Source organism: Stenotrophomonas sp. STEN029 (genome assembly GCF_056760015.1).
On record NZ_JBRREC010000102.1, the window covers coordinates 1 to 16487 of the forward strand.

General features: G+C 63.6%; 14 protein-coding genes. 5 read left to right on the forward strand and 9 right to left on the reverse strand.

From position 1 onward, the window contains the following. Positions 1-312 precede the first annotated feature (312 nt). Together ACVOLI_RS17905 and ACVOLI_RS17910 are read left to right on the forward strand one after the other, a co-directional pair. Entirely contained in the window at positions 313-1023 is a 711-nt protein-coding gene (locus ACVOLI_RS17905; RefSeq protein ID WP_481615414.1) for an HAD family hydrolase, read from the forward strand. A 33-nt stretch (positions 1024-1056) separates the two neighbouring features. Further along, on the forward strand, positions 1057-2427 hold the full coding sequence (locus ACVOLI_RS17910) for a leucyl aminopeptidase family protein (protein ID WP_481615415.1): 1371 nt from the start codon (positions 1057-1059) through the stop codon (positions 2425-2427). A gap of 195 nt (positions 2428-2622) precedes the next feature. Here the strand turns inward: ACVOLI_RS17910 and hglS are convergent, their stop codons facing one another. From hglS to ACVOLI_RS17955, 9 genes are all read right to left on the reverse strand, one after another. Continuing rightward, positions 2623-3981 carry a 2-oxoadipate dioxygenase/decarboxylase HglS gene (gene hglS / locus ACVOLI_RS17915; RefSeq protein WP_481615416.1) on the reverse strand — a complete coding sequence of 453 codons (1359 nt, stop codon included), beginning with the start codon at positions 3979-3981 and terminating at the stop codon, positions 2623-2625. A gap of 93 nt (positions 3982-4074) precedes the next feature. Next, entirely contained in the window at positions 4075-4647 is a 573-nt protein-coding gene (locus tag ACVOLI_RS17920; protein WP_481615417.1) for a hypothetical protein, read from the reverse strand. A gap of 1 nt (position 4648) precedes the next feature. Further along, positions 4649-5401: an HAD family hydrolase gene (locus ACVOLI_RS17925; RefSeq protein ID WP_481615418.1), complete on the reverse strand. Its 753-nt coding sequence runs from the start codon at positions 5399-5401 to the stop codon at positions 4649-4651. 263 nt (positions 5402-5664) lie between these two features. After that, positions 5665-6042, reverse strand: a complete 378-nt coding sequence (locus ACVOLI_RS17930) for an EF-hand domain-containing protein (RefSeq protein ID WP_481615419.1) — start codon at positions 6040-6042, stop codon at positions 5665-5667. Between the two features lie 222 nt (positions 6043-6264). Next, a complete protein-coding gene (locus ACVOLI_RS17935; RefSeq protein WP_481615420.1) occupies positions 6265-6645 on the reverse strand; it encodes a hypothetical protein in 381 nt (126 codons plus the stop codon). Between the two features lie 52 nt (positions 6646-6697). Continuing rightward, positions 6698-7435, reverse strand: coding sequence for a M15 family metallopeptidase (locus ACVOLI_RS17940; protein ID WP_481615421.1), 738 nt, complete (start codon positions 7433-7435; stop codon positions 6698-6700). Continuing rightward, the gene (locus ACVOLI_RS17945; RefSeq protein ID WP_481615422.1) at positions 7389-8942 is read right to left on the reverse strand and encodes a serine hydrolase domain-containing protein; all 1554 of its coding nucleotides are present in this window, start codon (positions 8940-8942) and stop codon (positions 7389-7391) included. Before ACVOLI_RS17945 ends, ACVOLI_RS17940 begins: the two co-directional genes overlap by 47 nt. Before the next feature lie 57 nt (positions 8943-8999). After that, complete coding sequence (locus tag ACVOLI_RS17950; RefSeq protein ID WP_481615423.1) at positions 9000-11996, reverse strand: TonB-dependent receptor; 2997 nt, start codon at positions 11994-11996, stop codon at positions 9000-9002. Between the two features lie 58 nt (positions 11997-12054). Continuing rightward, positions 12055-13479, reverse strand: coding sequence for a transglutaminase-like domain-containing protein (locus ACVOLI_RS17955; RefSeq protein ID WP_481615427.1), 1425 nt, complete (start codon positions 13477-13479; stop codon positions 12055-12057). A gap of 204 nt (positions 13480-13683) precedes the next feature. Here ACVOLI_RS17955 and ACVOLI_RS17960 point away from each other — a divergent pair, with 204 nt between their 5' ends. The 3 genes from ACVOLI_RS17960 to ACVOLI_RS17970 form a co-directional block, all read left to right on the forward strand. Further along, entirely contained in the window at positions 13684-15138 is a 1455-nt protein-coding gene (locus tag ACVOLI_RS17960) for a C40 family peptidase (RefSeq protein WP_481615424.1), read from the forward strand. Then, entirely contained in the window at positions 15135-16232 is a 1098-nt protein-coding gene (locus ACVOLI_RS17965) for a dipeptide epimerase (RefSeq protein ID WP_481615425.1), read from the forward strand. Before ACVOLI_RS17960 ends, ACVOLI_RS17965 begins: the two co-directional genes overlap by 4 nt. Beyond that, the coding region (locus ACVOLI_RS17970) for a hypothetical protein (RefSeq protein WP_481615426.1) at positions 16229-16487 on the forward strand (259 nt) is incomplete at its 3' end. The genes ACVOLI_RS17965 and ACVOLI_RS17970, both read left to right, overlap by 4 nt.

Consider the following 16487-nt stretch of genomic DNA (forward strand, 5'->3'; position numbering starts at 1 on the left):
GGGCCAAGCTGCTGGAGTAAGCGCCGCTTTTGTCGGAGCGGCGTCAGCCGCGAAGCTGATGATTCTGCCGCAATCAGCAACGTAGCCCGGGTAAGCGCAGCGCACCCGGGACCGTTTGCAGACAACGCCAGACATCAGCGCGCGCCCACTTCCCGGGTGCGCTGCGCTTACCCGGGCTACGCCGCTGCAGCAATCCGGGGCCATGCCAACTGATGATCTGCCGGCTTCGCGGCTCACGCCGCTCCCACAAGCAAGATCGGGCAGCCACGGCTCCTACAGGCCCGGCTCATGGGCTTGGCGTAAAATGGCCGAATGAATTTCCCCGTACTCGCCATCACCCTCGATCTGGACGACACCCTGTGGCCGTTCGCTCCCATCGGTGCCCGCATCGACCAGGTGCTGCACGACTGGATGCTGCAGCACAGCCCGGCGACCGCCAGCATGTACCCGGTCGCCGCCATGCGTGAGCTGCGCGAACGCTCGTTCCGCGACAACCCGCATCTGCACTACGACCTGAGCGCCTTGCGCCGACTGACGCTGGCCGAAGCGCTGGAAAAGAGCGGGGCAAGCATGGACCTGCTCGACCCGGCCTACGAAGCGTTCTACGCCGCGCGCAACCAGGTCGAGTTCTACCCCGATGCATTGGCGGCACTGCGCCGCATCGCCGCGCGCGTGCCGGTGGCCGCAGTGAGCAACGGCAATGCCGACCTGCAGCGCATTGGCATCGGCGAGCTGTTCGCCTTCCAGCTGGGCTCGCGCGAATTCGGCGCGGCCAAGCCGGACCCGGGCATCTTCCATGCCGCCTGCGAGCGCCTTGGCGTCGAGCACGCGCAGGTACTGCACGTTGGCGATCATGCCGAAATGGACGTAGCCGGTGCGATGCGCGCCGGCCTGCGTGGTTGCTGGATCAACCGCGAAGAACATTCATGGACCCACACCGAGCTGCAGCCTGACCTGCAGTTCGACACCCTGACCGGACTGGCCGACTGGTTGGATGCGAACGCATCCTCGCAGCAACGCTAAGCCCACGGCCGCCAGCAGACGCAAGAGAACACCATGACCCCGATTACCGCTTACACCACCGATTCCAGCAACGCCCTGCCGCTGTACGTACTGGACCGTGACGGCTTTGCCGCGTGGACGGCACAGCAGCCTGCCGCCGTGCAGGCCTGGGCCGCAGCACAACAATTCAACGCCGCACCAAACAGCGTGCTGCTGTTGCCCGGCGACAACGGCATTGCCGGCGCCGTGCTCGGCGTAGGCGATCATGCCGATGCCTACGCCTACGCGCATGCACCGTTCGCGCTGCCGGCCGGCACCACCTGGCAGGTTGCCAACGCGCTGGACGCCAGCAGCAGCGCCAACCTGCAGATCGGCTGGGGCCTGGGCAGCTACCGCTTCGACCGCTACCGCAAGCTGGCGCGCCCGGCCGCGCAACTGCTGGCAACGCCTGCCGCCGAAGTGCTGGACGTGGTGACCGCCTGCCTGCGCGTGCGCGACTGGGTCAACACGCCGACCGAAGACATGGGCCCGCAGCAGCTGGAAGACGCCGCGCGCGATCTGGTCGAAGCCCATGGCGGCGAGCTGGAAGTGATTGCCGGCGACGAACTGCTGGAAATGAACTTCCCCACCATCCACGCCGTGGGCCGCGCCTCGCATCGCGCGCCGCGCTTGATCGTGCTGCGCTGGGGCAATGCCGGTGCACCGCATCTGGCACTGGTCGGCAAGGGCGTGTGCTTCGACACCGGCGGCCTGGACCTGAAGCCGGCCGACGGCATGCGCAACATGAAGAAGGACATGGGCGGTGCCGCCCACGCCATCGCCCTGGCGGGTTTGGTGATGGCGCAGCAGCTACCGGTGCAGCTGACCCTGGTGGTGGCTGCGGTGGAAAACGCCGTCGGCCCGGATGCCTTCCGTCCTGGCGAAGTGATCACCACCCGCAAGGGCATCACCGTGGAGATCGACAACACCGACGCCGAAGGCCGCCTGGTGCTGTGCGACGCGCTGACCTACGTCAGCGAACAGAACCCGGACACCATCCTCGATTTCGCCACCCTTACCGGTGCCGCACGCATCGCGCTGGGCCCGGATCTGCCGGCCTTGTTCGCCAATGACGACACCCTGGCCAACCAGTGGCTGCAGGCCGGCGACAGCACCCGCGACCCGGTCTGGCGCATGCCGTTGTGGCGTCCCTACCTGCGCTACCTCAACAGCGGCATTGCCGACCTGGCCAACGCCGGCTCGCGCATGGCCGGTTCGGTGACCGCAGCGCTGTATCTGGAGCGCTTCATCAACGAAGGCCAGGTGTGGGCACATCTGGACGTCTACGCCTGGAACGACGGCGAGCGCCCGGGCCGCCCGGCCGGTGGTGAAGCGCTGGCATTGCGCTCGGCGTGGGCGATGTTGAAGACGCGTTACGGCGCCTGAAGCGTCCCTGTAGTGCCGAGCCATGCTCGGCATTGGGCACTACCGCCGGTAACGCTTCAACTGTAGTGCCGAGCCATGCTCGGCATTGGGGCTCTATCGGTGAAGCCTCTGCCGAGCATGGCTCGGCACTACAGACGGCAGAAGCACCCCTCCCGAACCCTCCCCTTGCCTGCGGCAAAGGGAGGGAGCAATGCATCAGCCCTTCAGCGCCGCCAGCGACTCGGCCTGCAGGCGCTCGTAGATCGCGAACTCATCGCTGACCGTTGCCCCCAACGCCTGCTCGAAAGCATCCCGATTAGCACGCGCGGCATACGCACGCTGTTCACCGCCACCAAGATTCGACTGGAAAATACCCGCCGCACTCACCGGCAGGAAATCCTCATAGATGATCGGATCAGCGCTGGCCAGGCCGCGCTCGATCAACACTTCCGCCGGCAAGGCACGGGTATCCGCATCAGCGGCAAGGCCCGCATCGGTCAGGCTGTAGCGGTAATAACCCAGGCCTTCGCGGCGCAGCGTTGCATGGTCATCCGGGAACGCGGCGAACGCGCTCTGCAGGCGCTGCATGTAGTCGCCACCGGCACTGCCTTCGCCGCCACGTGCCTGCGCAAGCAGGGCGTCGTACAGGTCACGCCCCTTCGGCGTCAGCGCAAGACCGCGCTGTTCGATCTCACCGAAGCGCGCGGTGTGGGTGCCGGCCTCGTTGTCGGCTCCCGACGGGAAGTGCACCATTTCCTCCAGCGCCTTGAAGCTGGTCTGTCGCAGCAGGATGGCGCAGTCGCGGCGCGGCGGGCCTTCGATCACGGCCTTTGCCGCCAGACCACGCTCATGCATCGCCGCCTGTGCGGCATCGATGTCCAACGTGCGCGGGGTGAGGTGGTTGATATGCGGACCACGGAAACTGACCACGTCGGCGACCAGGCGATGCGCACCGTGCAGAGCGTGATAGGTCTCCAGCGACACGGTGGCTTCGTTGTGCCAGCGGAAGGTTTCCAGCGACTCGACGACAAAGCGCCAGGCATCGTCTTCGCTCAAGCCACCATCGCGCTCGCACTGCTCGATCAGCTGCAACGCGCCAGCGGTGAAGATGTTGCGGCGGGCCAGGATCTCGGCGGCCTGCTCGCGCAGCGCGGCGTCCTCGATCAACTCCAGCCGCAGCAGCGAGGTGAACACGCGGAACGGGTTGCGGTTCAAGGACTCGCCGTCGACCGGCCGGAAGGCAGTGGAATGCACCGGTACGCCGGCCACCGACAGATCGTAATAGCCCACCGGCTGCATGCCCATCACCGCGAACAGGCGGCCAAGCGTAGCCAGCTCCTGCGCGGTGCCGACGCGGATTGCGCCATGGCGCTCGACGTCCAGGCGCTCGCGTTCGCCACTGCGCTGCATCTGCGCGGCGAGCTCCGGCTGCGCGGCCAGGACGTCGGCGTTGATCGCGCCAACCAGTTCCACCAGGGTGCCGTACAACGGCACTTCGGTGCGGTACATATGCGACATCGCCTGCGAGAACAGGCTGCGGATGTGATCGGGCGAAACGAAACGGTCGGCGGTCATGACAAAGCGCTTTGACGCGAAATCGAAGGAACGCCATTTTCGCCCGGAATCGCCCCCTGCGCCTATCTGCAGGGCAGCAAATACCGTCGCGGTTTACTCCCCGGTGCTCTTGCGCGCTGCCGCCTCGCGCTGGGCGCGGTCGCCGAGCTGCCGCTGCAGCAGCGGATCCAGCGTTATCGGCCGGTCCCAGTGGTCGAAACTGGCGACGATGGCGTGCCGCAGGGCCCGCCAGCGCAGGTTGTCCGGGGCCGGCTGCAGGCCAGCCAACACCTCTTTCCAGCTCGCTTCGGGCTGCTGCGCGCGCGCCTTCACCGCGGTACGGCAGTTGCTGCCGTTGAGCTTGCCCCAGAAGCAGGCCAGATAGACATCACCGGGCTTCCAGCCATGGTCCTGCAGCAAGGCCTGCACATAGCCCGGGCGCGCACTGGCATAACGCGCCAACTCATCGACGAAGGCCTCCGGGTAGCGCGCGGCATAGGCGTTGATATCGACCAGTTGCTTGTCCACCCAGGCGTCACCGGTGGCCGGCGCGTAGACCTCGGCCACCGCTGCCGTTGCCGGCTGTTGCGCCAACAACGGCAAGGGCAGCACGGCAGCTGCCAGCAATCCAAACCGCAGCAGCAAGCCTGTGCGACGTGGAGATTGCCGGGAGCCTGCCGCGCTCACCTCAGTTGCCTTGCGCCGCTGCAGCCTGCGCGGCGACGGCACGCACCGCTTCCGGCCACTGGTGGGCGGTGTCGGCGTGGTGCAGGCGCGGTTCTTCCGCGGAGACACCGTGCTCGGCCTCGTGCGCCCAGGTCATCGCGTAGGGGGTATGGATGCCCCAACCGCCCAGACCCAGCACCGGTTCGATATCCGAGCGCAGCGAATTGCCGACCATCACGAAGAGCTCGGCCGGCATGTTGAACTCGGCCAATACCTTGGCGTAGGTGGACTGGTCCTTCTCCGAAATGATCTCGATGCGCGGGAACAGGTCCAGCAGGCCGGAACGCTCGATCTTCTGCTCCTGATGGAACAGGTCGCCCTTGGTGATCAGCACCACCGGGTACTCGGCGGCGATGGCCGCCACGGCTTCGCGGACGCCATCGATGACATCCACCGGATGCTCAAGCGTGCGGCGGCCGATCTCGACGATCTGGCGCAGGTCGTGCGCGGAGATCTTCTCGTCGGTGAGCTCGATGGCGGCTTCCAGCATCGACAGGGTCATGCCCTTGGCGCCGTAGCCGAACACGGCCAGGTTGCGCCGCTGCACCTTGAGCAGATGCTGGGCGGTGCCGGCATCGTGCAGGTCGATGTAGTTGCTGAGGATGACGCCAAATTCGTGCTCGGCCTTCTGGTAATAGTCTTCGCTCTTCCAGAGCGTGTCATCGCCGTCGAAGCCGACCAGGCCGATGGCGGAGGGGGAAGTCTGCGTGTTCATGCCGCACAGGATAGCAATCTGCCCTGCGGTGAATAGGGGATCGCGTCTGGAAGGCAGGGTTTGGCTTGCTGGGATGGCAGCTCAAGCAAAGTGCAACGGCAAACAGCCCCCCTCCCCGGCCCTCCCCGGCACTGCGTGCAAGGGAGGGAGCGGACCGCGCAAACTGCTGGTTCATCGCGCAATGCCGCTTCTACCCCCTCCCTTGCGCGTAGCGCAGGGGAGGGTTGGGGAGGGGTGCTCTTCGAGCCCTACCCGGTTACCAATCAATTCTTATGCGCAGCCGCATAAGCCCGGTACTCATCCGGCGTCAACTTGCCGTCCTTGTCACTGTCCGCCTCATCAAACACCTGGGCGAGGCCAGCATTGGCCTGCGACTCGGTCTTGCTGATGGTGCCATCACCATCGGCATCCACATCGGCCCAGCTCTGGCCACCTCCAGCCGCAGCCGAGGCCTTGGCGGCGCTGTTTGATGCACTGGCAGCAGCGTTCTGTGCCTGTTCTGCCGAATCCTGAGCCTGCGCAGCCTGTGCCTGCGCGGCAGCGGCCTGATCCTGTGCATCCTGCGCCATTGCCGGCAGTGCAAGCGCGGAACCTACGATGGCAACCAAGGCGAACAGCGGAGTGCGATTACGTAAGGTCATCAGGTCTTCCTCGTGTGTTGGCTAAAGCGCGGAAATTCCGCACGCCCCAACCCTGACAAGTCGCGCCTGAATCGCTTGCACCCCAGAAAACCGCAGCGAACATCCTGTTAACCACCTGCACCGGATCAGCCGTTACCGCCCCTGTTAGCCGTGCATGAAGTGAAAGTAAGCCACTGATTAGAGCGTTCCAAGCATCGTGCTTATCGATGCGATGCCGGCGCCTCAAGCATCATGCGTGATGTCAGCCAGCGGTTGCCGCGAACTGAACAACAACCAACCCAGGCCGACGCCAACGGCTACGCCGATCAACTCGAACAGCACGCGCGTGCCCAGCTGGTCCGGGTCATGGATGGAAGCCAGCGCCAATCTGGCGTACAGCGGCGACTGCAGGTTGACCATGCCCAGCGAAAACAGCTTCCAGCCATCCACGCCCGCAGCGATGGCCGCCGCTATCAGCGCGGAATAGGCGATGGCGTGGCCGTGCCGCAGCCCGGCACGCCGGCACACCTGCCACCACAGCGCAAACACCAAAAAGCCGATCGCCAGGGCGATCAAGCCAGCTTCCAGCGAGCCGAGCAGGCCGTAATGCAGAACCAGATTCATGGGCGCAGTGCGGTCCATTCAGGGAACCGCAGTCTAACCGCCCCTGCCCCGCTCAACGCACCGGGAAGTCGTAGGCCGTGGTCGGCGTTGGCTCGGGCTTGAAGGTGTAATGCCACCATTCCATTGGATAGTTGGCAAAGCCCTGCGCCTGCATCGCATCCAGCAGCAGCTGCCGGTTCTGCTTCTGCACCGCGCTGATATCGGGATTGGCGGTATGCGCCAGCACATCGAAGCGGTCGAAGCCGGTGCCCATGTCCAGGGCGGTGCACGGCATGCTGCGGCAATCCAGCACGCCCAGATCCACCGTCGCCGCCCGGCTATGGCCAGAGGTTTCGGCGATGTAGCCGTCGAGCAGGCGGCTCTTGTCGATGTTGGGGTAATAGCGCTGCTTGGCGATCTGATCCTTGCCATCGTGCACCCAGGCGACGAACGAGGTCACCGAATGCACCGGCCGGTAGCAGTCAAACACCTGCAGTCGATACCCCTGCGCGCGCAGTCCGCGCTGCACCCGCGCCAAGGCCTGCGCCGCCGGCTGCAGCAGATAGCAACGCGGTGCTTCATAGCCGGGGACGACGCGACCGGTGAAGTTGTCGGTGCCGGCGTAGCGGATATCCAGGGCGATGTCCGGGGCCAGCGTGGCGACATCGACGATGCCGGCCTGTGCCGGCGTCTTTGCCGGCGATACCTGCACCTGCTGGGCAAGCACGGTGAACGGCAACAGTGCCAGCAACAACGGCAGCGATTTAGTGGCAATCGCCACGGCGTTGGAATTCCAGATCGGGGTAGTCATAGCTGAAGTCGATATCCGGGTCGATGGCACGTAGATGCAGCAGCGGATGTTGGGCGTCGCCGGAGAATTCCAGCCAGGCATCGGCATCTTCGCCCAATCCCTGCCAGGCCACATACCAGCGTTCACCGGCACGCATCACCTGCCCACTCATGCGCGGCGACTTGGCCGAGGCGAACTGCAGCTTGCCATCACGCGGGCACAAAGACACCTCGCCGAACCACGGGTCTTGCCAGACGCCGGCCTTGCTGCCGAACTCGGCCGCCGTGGCCGCACGTGCCTTCGGCAATGCAGGACGCACGTGCCCTGCAGAACGGCGCTGCGCGGCCGCGTCGTCAATCAACCTGGCGTAATGCAACACGTCATTGTTCGCCGCCGGTGCGGTGTAATGCTTGAGCATGGCCTGCATCAGCGCCGTGCGTGCATCTTCGCCCTCACCGTTGATCAGGATCACCACGCCGGTCTTGCGATCCGGCAGCAAGGCAAGCGAGGAATACATGCCGGACAAGGTGCCGGTATGCGCGACCTTCCACTGCCCATCCATATCCGACAGACGCCAGCCATAGCCATAGGCGTAGAAGTGCGTGTTGTCCCAGTCGCGCAGGCGTTGGCTGACCGGCATCGGCATATGTGCGGTCCATAGCGCACGCCGCTGGGTCGCATCCAGCCAAGCCGGTGCCTGCGCCGGGTCCAGCAGCACCTGCATCCAGCGCAGCATGTCGTTGAGGCTGCAGCGGATACCGCCGGCAGCCATCGATGGGAAATCGGTGACCTGTGCAGGATCGCGTTCGGCGGCAATGTTGCGCTTGCCATCACGATGATGCGGCTGCGCGATATTGCCGAGCGCTGCGGGTGACCATGCGCCTACCTGGCAGCGCTGCATGCCCAGCGGCTGAAAGATTTCCTCGCGCATCAACTGTGCGTATGGCTTTCCGCCCGCAGCAGCGGCGACTTCACCGGCCACCACATACATGAGGTTGTCGTAGGCATACTCGCTACGGAAGCTCCCGGTCGGCTTCAGATGCGCCAAGCCGGCAATGATGTCGTTGCGATCAAAGTTGTTTGGTTCGGGCCACAGCATCAGATCGCCTGCGCCCAGGCCGAGGCCGCTGTTGTGGATCAGCAGATCGCGCACCTGCATGTTGCGGGTGACCCATGGGTCCTGCATGCGGAACTGCGGCAGGTGCCTGGTGACCGGATCATCCCAGCGCAACTTGCCGGTCTGCACCAGCCGCGCCAGAACTGCTGCGGTCATCGCCTTGGTGTTGGAAGCGATCTTGAACAGGCTGTCGTCGTTGATTGCAGCGCCCTCGCCTGCGACCAGTTCGCCGCGGGTGATACGTCGCACAACTTTGCCATCCTCGATCACGCCCACCGCTATTCCGGGAAGCTGATAGCGCTGCACCGCCTGCTCGACCAACGCCTCCAACCGCGCGTTGTCGGCATCAGCGGCGAGCACCGGGCTTGCCGCAAGCACGGCAACGATGGCCAACAGCAGTTTCAATCGCATCATCCCTCTCCACAAAAGCGAACGGCCCGCCGAAGCGGGCCGTTCTCACACACTACATCAGAAGTTCCAGGTCACAACGAGATTCGTGTAACGCGGCGCCTGCCAATTGGTGCCTTCGCCGAAGTAAGGCATCTTCGTGCCAGGGGTACTTTCGTAGCGGGAATGCACGTTGACCACTGTCTGCCGGTTGAGCAGGTTGTAGACCGACAGGCGTGCCGTCAGGTCGACACCTTCCACCGGCAAGGTCCACATCACGCTTGCACCGAGATCGATTACCCACGGCATGCGACCGAAGGCACCACGCTCGGAATACACAAGCTCGCGGGTTGCCCACGTTGAGCAGTTGGCCTTGCACAGCCAACCCGAGCCACCACCACTGTATTCGCCTGGGCCACCTGCATTGCGATTGTCATTCGGCCAGACCACACCAAACGCCGTGATCGGACCACCGGAGCGCGCCGACAACGTGCTGCCGAACGACCACTGTTCGTTGAGCTTGAAGGTGCCGCGCAGCTTGAATTGGTGGCGGGCGTCATTGAAGGTCACGCCAAAGCGCTCGTTGACCGCCGGGTGGTCGTAGTACTGCACCAGGTTGGTGTCGTTGTAGCCGGTATCAGAGTTCACCGGGCCTTCGATGTTGCCTTCGCTCTTGGACAGCAGGTAGCTGGCATTGAACGACCACTTGTCATTCCAGGCACGGTCAATCTGGAACTCCAGCGCCTTGTAGGTACGCTTGGGCCGTTTGTAACCCATGATGGCACCGCTACCGGAGGCCTTGTAGCCATCCTTGGACGAATCCAGCGTCACCCAGCTGTTCGTATCCGGGCACCACAACTTATTGGTTTCACCCGGGTTGATGATCGGCCAGTCGCCCGAGTACCAGTCGCAACCTTCGACGTGGTTGATGCGCGCATCTTCCACGGCGCGCGTCATGCGACGGTAGGTGGCATTGACGCCGTACGACCATTCCTCGTTGATCGCCTGCTGGAAACCGAGGATGTACTCATCCTGGAATACCTGCTTCAGATCACGCGCCACCGCCGTGCGAACGTCCGTCGGCGCCGGGGCGTTGCCTTCGGTGTTGACCGGGCCGATCTGCTGGCCGAGCACCGGAACCTTGTACGTGCCCCCGTTTGCGCTCTGCTTCTCTTCCCAACCGTTGAACGCGTAGTAGGTATGTTCGTCGGTGGTACCACCACCGAAGTAGTCGGTGAGCTTGTTGGTCAGCGGGGTGTAGTAACGACCCGCGTTGCCGAACACCTTCATCGAGCCATCACCCTTGACGTCCCAGCTGAAGCCGAGGCGCGGCGAGATCATGTCATTGAACTTGGATTTGGCGAAGGTGGCGCCAGAGGCCAGTTTATTGTGGAACTGGTCGAAACGCACGCCGAGGTTAAGCAGCAGGTTCGGGGTGACGTTCCAGTTGTCTTCCAGATAGAACGCCTGCGCCTTGGTGCTGACCGGCGCACCGGTGACCTTGTAGCGAGCATCAATGATATCGGTAACACCTGCAGGCAGCACCACGCCGTTGACGGAGCTCCCCGGGTCTACCGAAAGCACCTGATAGGTAGAACCATCGCCTGGGTAAAGCGTCGAGCTGGCCGAATCCATCACTTCCTGGTCCAGACCAAACCGAACCAGGTGATCACCCAGTGTCCACTCAAAATCCACGCGCGCCGCTTCACGCTTGTCTTCACGGTTGCTGATGGCGCTATTGGTCGGGTGGCAACCCACGCCTTCCTGCTCGCCATAAATCTTGGTGTAGCTTGACGCCACCGTGATGATGCTGCAGTCGCCATCCGCCGGACTATCGCTCACAGCGCTGCGCTTGTTGACGCCGTACATCGCCTTGGCGACGAAATTGTCGGTCAGATGCCCTGTGTAGGTCAGCGACCAGTTGTCACCGCCGGAGGAACCGCTGCTCTGGCCACTGGATTCACCGAAAATGTTGGTGTTCCAATCGTAGTCCTCATAGCTGGTGGTCACCGAATCTGCCTTGTCGGAGAACGCAAGCAGCTCAAGCTGGTGATTGTCGCTGATACGCCAATCGAGCTTCGTGCCCCAGAAGTCGTTGTTGCTCTTGGTCTTCCAGGCTTCGGAGTTATCGACATCCTGCGATTTGCTGTCGCGGTTCTCATACATCGCGAAGAAGAACAGCTTGTCCTGCATGATCGGACCGGACGCCCATACATTGGTCTTCGTCAGCGGAGCGCGATCACGACTGGTGCGGTTACGCTCATCGATGGTGCCATCGCTGTGGAAATGATCCTTCTTCTCCGAAGCCCATGCCGAGGGCTCCATGGTGACCTGCACACCGCCCTTGAACTCGTTGCCGCCCGAGCGGGTGATGGCGTTGATGACGCCACCGGTGCTACGGCCGAACTCGGCCGAATAGCCGCCGGTCTTGATCTGGAACTCTTCATAGAAGTTGAAGGGGACCGTCGAGAAACCTTGGCGACGATAGGGATCGGTAACGTTCAAGCCGTTGATGTAGGCCACGTTTTCAGCCACGGAGGAACCACCAAAGCTCAAGCCACCGAAGCTCGAGCCGGAGTCCACCACGCCTGGTGCCAGCAAGGCGACCGCCGCCACGCTCTGGTCCACCGGCATGCGCGCCAGTTCTTCGCGTTTGATGTTGAACGAGGATTCGGTCGAGTAGACGTCGACCCGGTTGACGATCTTGGAACCGGTGACCTGCACCGAGTCCAGGGTGACCGCGTTGCCTGCTCCACCACCACCCAGATTGACATTTGTGGTGCCGCCCAGCGACACGTTGACTGCCACCGGCTCCTTGTCGACTTCCCCGTCCCGCTTGACCTGCAGGCTGTAGTCGCCCACCGGCAGCTGGCTCAGGCGATACGAGCCATCAGCGCCGACGGTTACGGTACGGGTCAAACCCGTCGCCTTGTTCACCACGGTGATCTGGTCACCGGAGTTTGCGCGGCCGGCAATCGCACCGTTCGCACTCTGTGCCATCACGCTCGGCGCCATCACGCCAAGACAGGCACCCAATGCGACGGTCAGCGCCGCTCTTTTCAACATTTTCCTGTTCATCCCCTGCTCTCTCCTGCAGACGTAAATCGATAAGTAAGACAACGGTTACGACGTTCTATTACTTGGACTCCGGCGCCAGAACCTGCGACTGGAAGTCGTATTGCCACTGGTTGAAGTAAAGGTTCCCCCCTTCCCACTCAACCTCACCTCGTTGCAGATCAACGGTCTCCGAGCGGAAGTGCTGCTTGGCAGGCACGAACGCGCGTGAGTAGTCATCGTTGAACGCGATGCGGTAGGCATCCAGCCCGCCGAAATAGAAATTGCGTTGTTCGGGCTGGTCGCTGTCCAGTGCGCCCGTGCTTACATCCATCGGCACCCAGCCGTAGGGCGCAAGATAGAGCGCGCCCCAATCGTGCAGGTTGTTGTAGCCGACCTCGTTGTCCGAATACACCATGCCCGACTGCCAGCGCGCCGGGATGCCGTTCATGCGCAGCAGCGAGATCAGCAGCAAGGTCTGCTGGCCGCAATCGGCATGCCCGGCATGCAGCGCGTAGTCGGAAATATTGCTGATCGTCGAATACTCGCGGGCGCCGCCCCACGGAATCGCATCCACCGCATCGAACAACTTCTTGGCGACGCGGTACGGGTTGGTTTCATTGCCTACCGCCTTGCGCGAGAACTCCCGCATGGCCGGGGTGAACACCACATGCGGTGCGCGCTCGGCCAGATAGGGTTGCAGCTCAGGATCTCGCGGCGTAGGCAGCACCTTGTCCGGGTCGATGATGAAACGACGCGCGGAGATGGTGAGCTCGTAACTCACCGAAAACTCGGTGGGAGTGCCGGCCACGGCCTTGCGCTCGAGATAGGCGGTGCGCTGCAGCGTGTCTTCGGGTGCGATCTGCGCGCCCTGCGGCACGCTGGACAGCCATTGGATGTTGTCCTGCTGGCCGGGTATCGAACGCGGATAGGGCAGCCAGGCGCGCACCGTCTTCCCCGCCGGCACCGCATCGGCGTCGACCTTGATGGACTGGGTGATGCGCACCCGCCGCGGGCTGATGCTGGTCTGGCCGCTCTGCTCCGAAGCCTTGATCACCTCGATATGGTGCAAGCCCAGTCGCTCGTACGGGCCAGGCCGGGAAACACGCTTGTCGGCCGGCCGCCGGTTGGAGGCCTCGGCACTGAACAGGAACAGATTGTTCGGTGCGCGCTTGAACCAGCGACGCTGGCCGTCGATGTCGAGGTGCTCGATCAGGCCGGCGTCATCCCAAGCCTTGAATTCTTCATCACGCAGATCCGGTACCGACCTGCGCACGGCGGCTTTGGCTTGCGCTTCGTCCAGGGTGAAATCCAGGCGGATGCGGCGCATGCGTTCCTGCTGGAACAGGTAGGCGGCGCGGCTGTCGGCATCGATGCCGGGTGCTGCCAGTGCCTTGTCGATCTCGGCCTGCGCGCCAGCAAAATCGCCACGGTCCACACGCGCCGTCAACCCGGGCAGCGCCGTCAATGGCGCCTCACCGGCATAGGCGATCCAGGCCACGCTCATGCACAAGGCAGAGGCGAGGACCGTGCGGGCGAACGGGACGCAGGCAAAGCGGGCAGAATCGGCGTTTGAAGCCACGGCAACACTTCCACGTGCAGGGTGGTTAACGCTGTGTAACACGCACCCGATAGCCGGTCAATAATTTATTCTTGCTTTCGACGGCGAAAGGAATAAATATTCCTGAGCATCAACGAGGGGAGCTTCCCAATGCTTGCTTTGCCGCCGCTGTCCCAGCGCCGACGCTTTGCCCCGCTTGCGCGGGCTTTGATCCTTGCCACGGCGCTGTGCGCCGGGCCGGCTTTTGCGCTGTCGCCGCCACCGGTTGCAACAGTCGCGCCGGGCTACGCAGGCATCATCGGGCTGGAAGAAGCCCTGCTGACGCCGCAGCCCTGGATCAGCAGGCTGCCAAACGCCGACACCGTGATCCTGGACCGCGCCGCCATCGAGGCGCAGAACGCGCGCATGCGCCAGCTCGACGCCTCCATCATCGACCTGCACAAGCTGCCCGCGCTACTGCCACAAGTATTGGTCCGCGAGCAGATCGCCGGCATCTCCAAGGCCCCGACCCGCGCTCTGTACGACGTGCACGGCAAGCAGGTCACGCCGGCCCAGTTGCAGGCGGTGACCGCCAACCTGGGCCTGGACGCGATCCCGGCCACCCGCCCGATCCAGTACGGCCTGGTCGTGCACCGCGCCGCGCTGCGCGCCTTTCCCACCGAGATGCGCGTATTCAGCAGCCAGGGCGATACCGATATCGACCGCTTCCAGGAGTCGGCACTGTTCCCCGGCGACGCGGTGGCGGTGCTGCATGAAAGTGCAGACGGCAAGTGGGTATTCGTCGCCAGCGAGCGCTATGCGGCGTGGATGGAGAAGCGCTTCGTCGGCGTCGGCAGCGCCGAACAGGTCTTCGGTTACGGCGCCACCGGTCCGTACCGGGTGATCACTGCTGGCAAGGCCTTCACCGCACACACCCCGGAAGAGCCGCGCGTCTCCGACCTGCAGCTGGAAATGGGCGTGCGCGTGCCGGTAATCGCCGACTGGCCGGTGATGGATCCGGTCAACGGCCAACAGGCGCATGGCGGCCATGTGATCCAGCTGCCGGTGCGCAATGACGACGGCAGCCTGGCGCTGGTACCTGCACTGCTGCCACGCACGCAGGAATCGGCCAGCGACTACCTGCCGCTGACCCAGGCCAACCTGATCACCCAGGCCTTCAAGTTCCTCGGCGAACGCTATGGCTGGGGCCACTCCTACGACACCCGCGACTGCAGTGGCTTCGTATCGGAAATCTACCGCAGCTTCGGCGTGCTGCTGCCGCGCAATACCAGCGCGCAGGCAATCAGCCCGGCCTTGAACCGCGTGCCCTTCACCGACAAGGACAGCAAGGCCAAGCGCAATGATGCGATCGCCAAGCTGCAGGTCGGCGACCTGATCTACATCCCCGGCCACGTGATGATGATGCTCGGTGAAGCCAATGGCATGACCTGGGTGATCCACGACACGTCCGGTGGCAGCTGGTTCGACGCCAGCGGCAAGCGCGTGCATGCCAGCCTCAACGGCGTATCGGTGACCCCGCTGCAGCCGATGATGGCCAGCGACACCACCAGCTACATCGACCGCATGACCAACATCCAGCGCATCCGCCTGCAAGACACCAAATGAAGATCACCGACATCGAACTTGGCATGCTCCGCGTGCCGCTGAAAACCCCGTTCAAAACCGCGTTGCGCACCGTGGAAACGGTGGAAGACATCGTGGTGATGGTGCGCACCGACACCGGCAACACCGGTTACGGCGAGGCGCCGGCCACCGCGGTGATCACCGGCGACACCCACGGCTCGATCATCGAGGCCATCAACACCTTCATCAAACCGCGCTTGATCGGCGAGGACATCAGCAACCTCAACCGCATCTGCGGGCTGATCCAGACCTCGCTGGAGCGCAATACCAGCGCCAAGGCGGCGGTGGAAATCGCCATCTACGATCTGTGGGCACAGCTGCACAAGGCACCGCTGTACCAGATGCTGGGCGGCGGCGACCCGGTGATCACCACCGACATCACCATCAGCGTCGACTACATCGACAAGATGGTGGCCGACTCGTTGTCGGCGGTGGAGCGCGGCTTCGAATCGCTGAAGATCAAGGTGGGCAAGGACATCGGCCTGGACATCGAACGGGTCAAGGCCATCCACGCCGCCGTCGAAGGCCGCGCCCTGCTGCGTCTGGATGCCAACCAGGGCTGGACCGCCAAGCAGGCGGTGTATGCGATGCACGTGCTGGAGAACGCTGGCGTCGTGCTGGAACTGCTGGAGCAACCGGTGAAGGCTGCAGACATCGCTGGCATGAAGTACGTCACCGAGCGCGTCAACACGCCGGTGATGGCTGACGAAAGCGTGTTCAGCCCGCACCAGGTCTTCGACCTGATCCAGCAGGGTGCAGCCGACATCATCAACATCAAGCTGATGAAGACCGGCGGCATCTCCAACGCGATCAAGATTGCCGACATTGCCTCGTTGTACGGCGTGCCATGCATGATCGGCTGCATGCTGGAGTCCAGCATCAGTGTGGCGGCGGCAGTGCATCTTGGCGTGGCCAAGTCCGGCGCGATCAGCAAGGTGGATCTGGATGGGCCATCGTTGAGCCAGTTCAATCCGGTGGTGGGCGGCGTGATCTTCAACGAATCGGAGATCAGCATCACCGACGCACCGGGCCTTGGCATCATCGAGGTGCGCGGGCTGGAGATGATCAAGCCGTGATCACGCAGGCGGCAACCGGTCTCTCCTCGGTTGCCGCCGCCGCGATCGCGCATGTGCAAACAACAGCACCGGCAAAGCCCGGTGCTGTTTTGTTTTGGGAGGAGTCCCCCCACCAACGCATGAACCTGGCTTCTGCTTCTGCTTCTGCTTCTGCTCCGGCTCCGGCTCCGGCTTCTGCTGTTGCTGTTGCTTCTGCTGTTGCTTCTGCTGTTGCTGTTGCTTCTGCTGTTGCTGTTGCTGTTGCTGTTGCTGTTG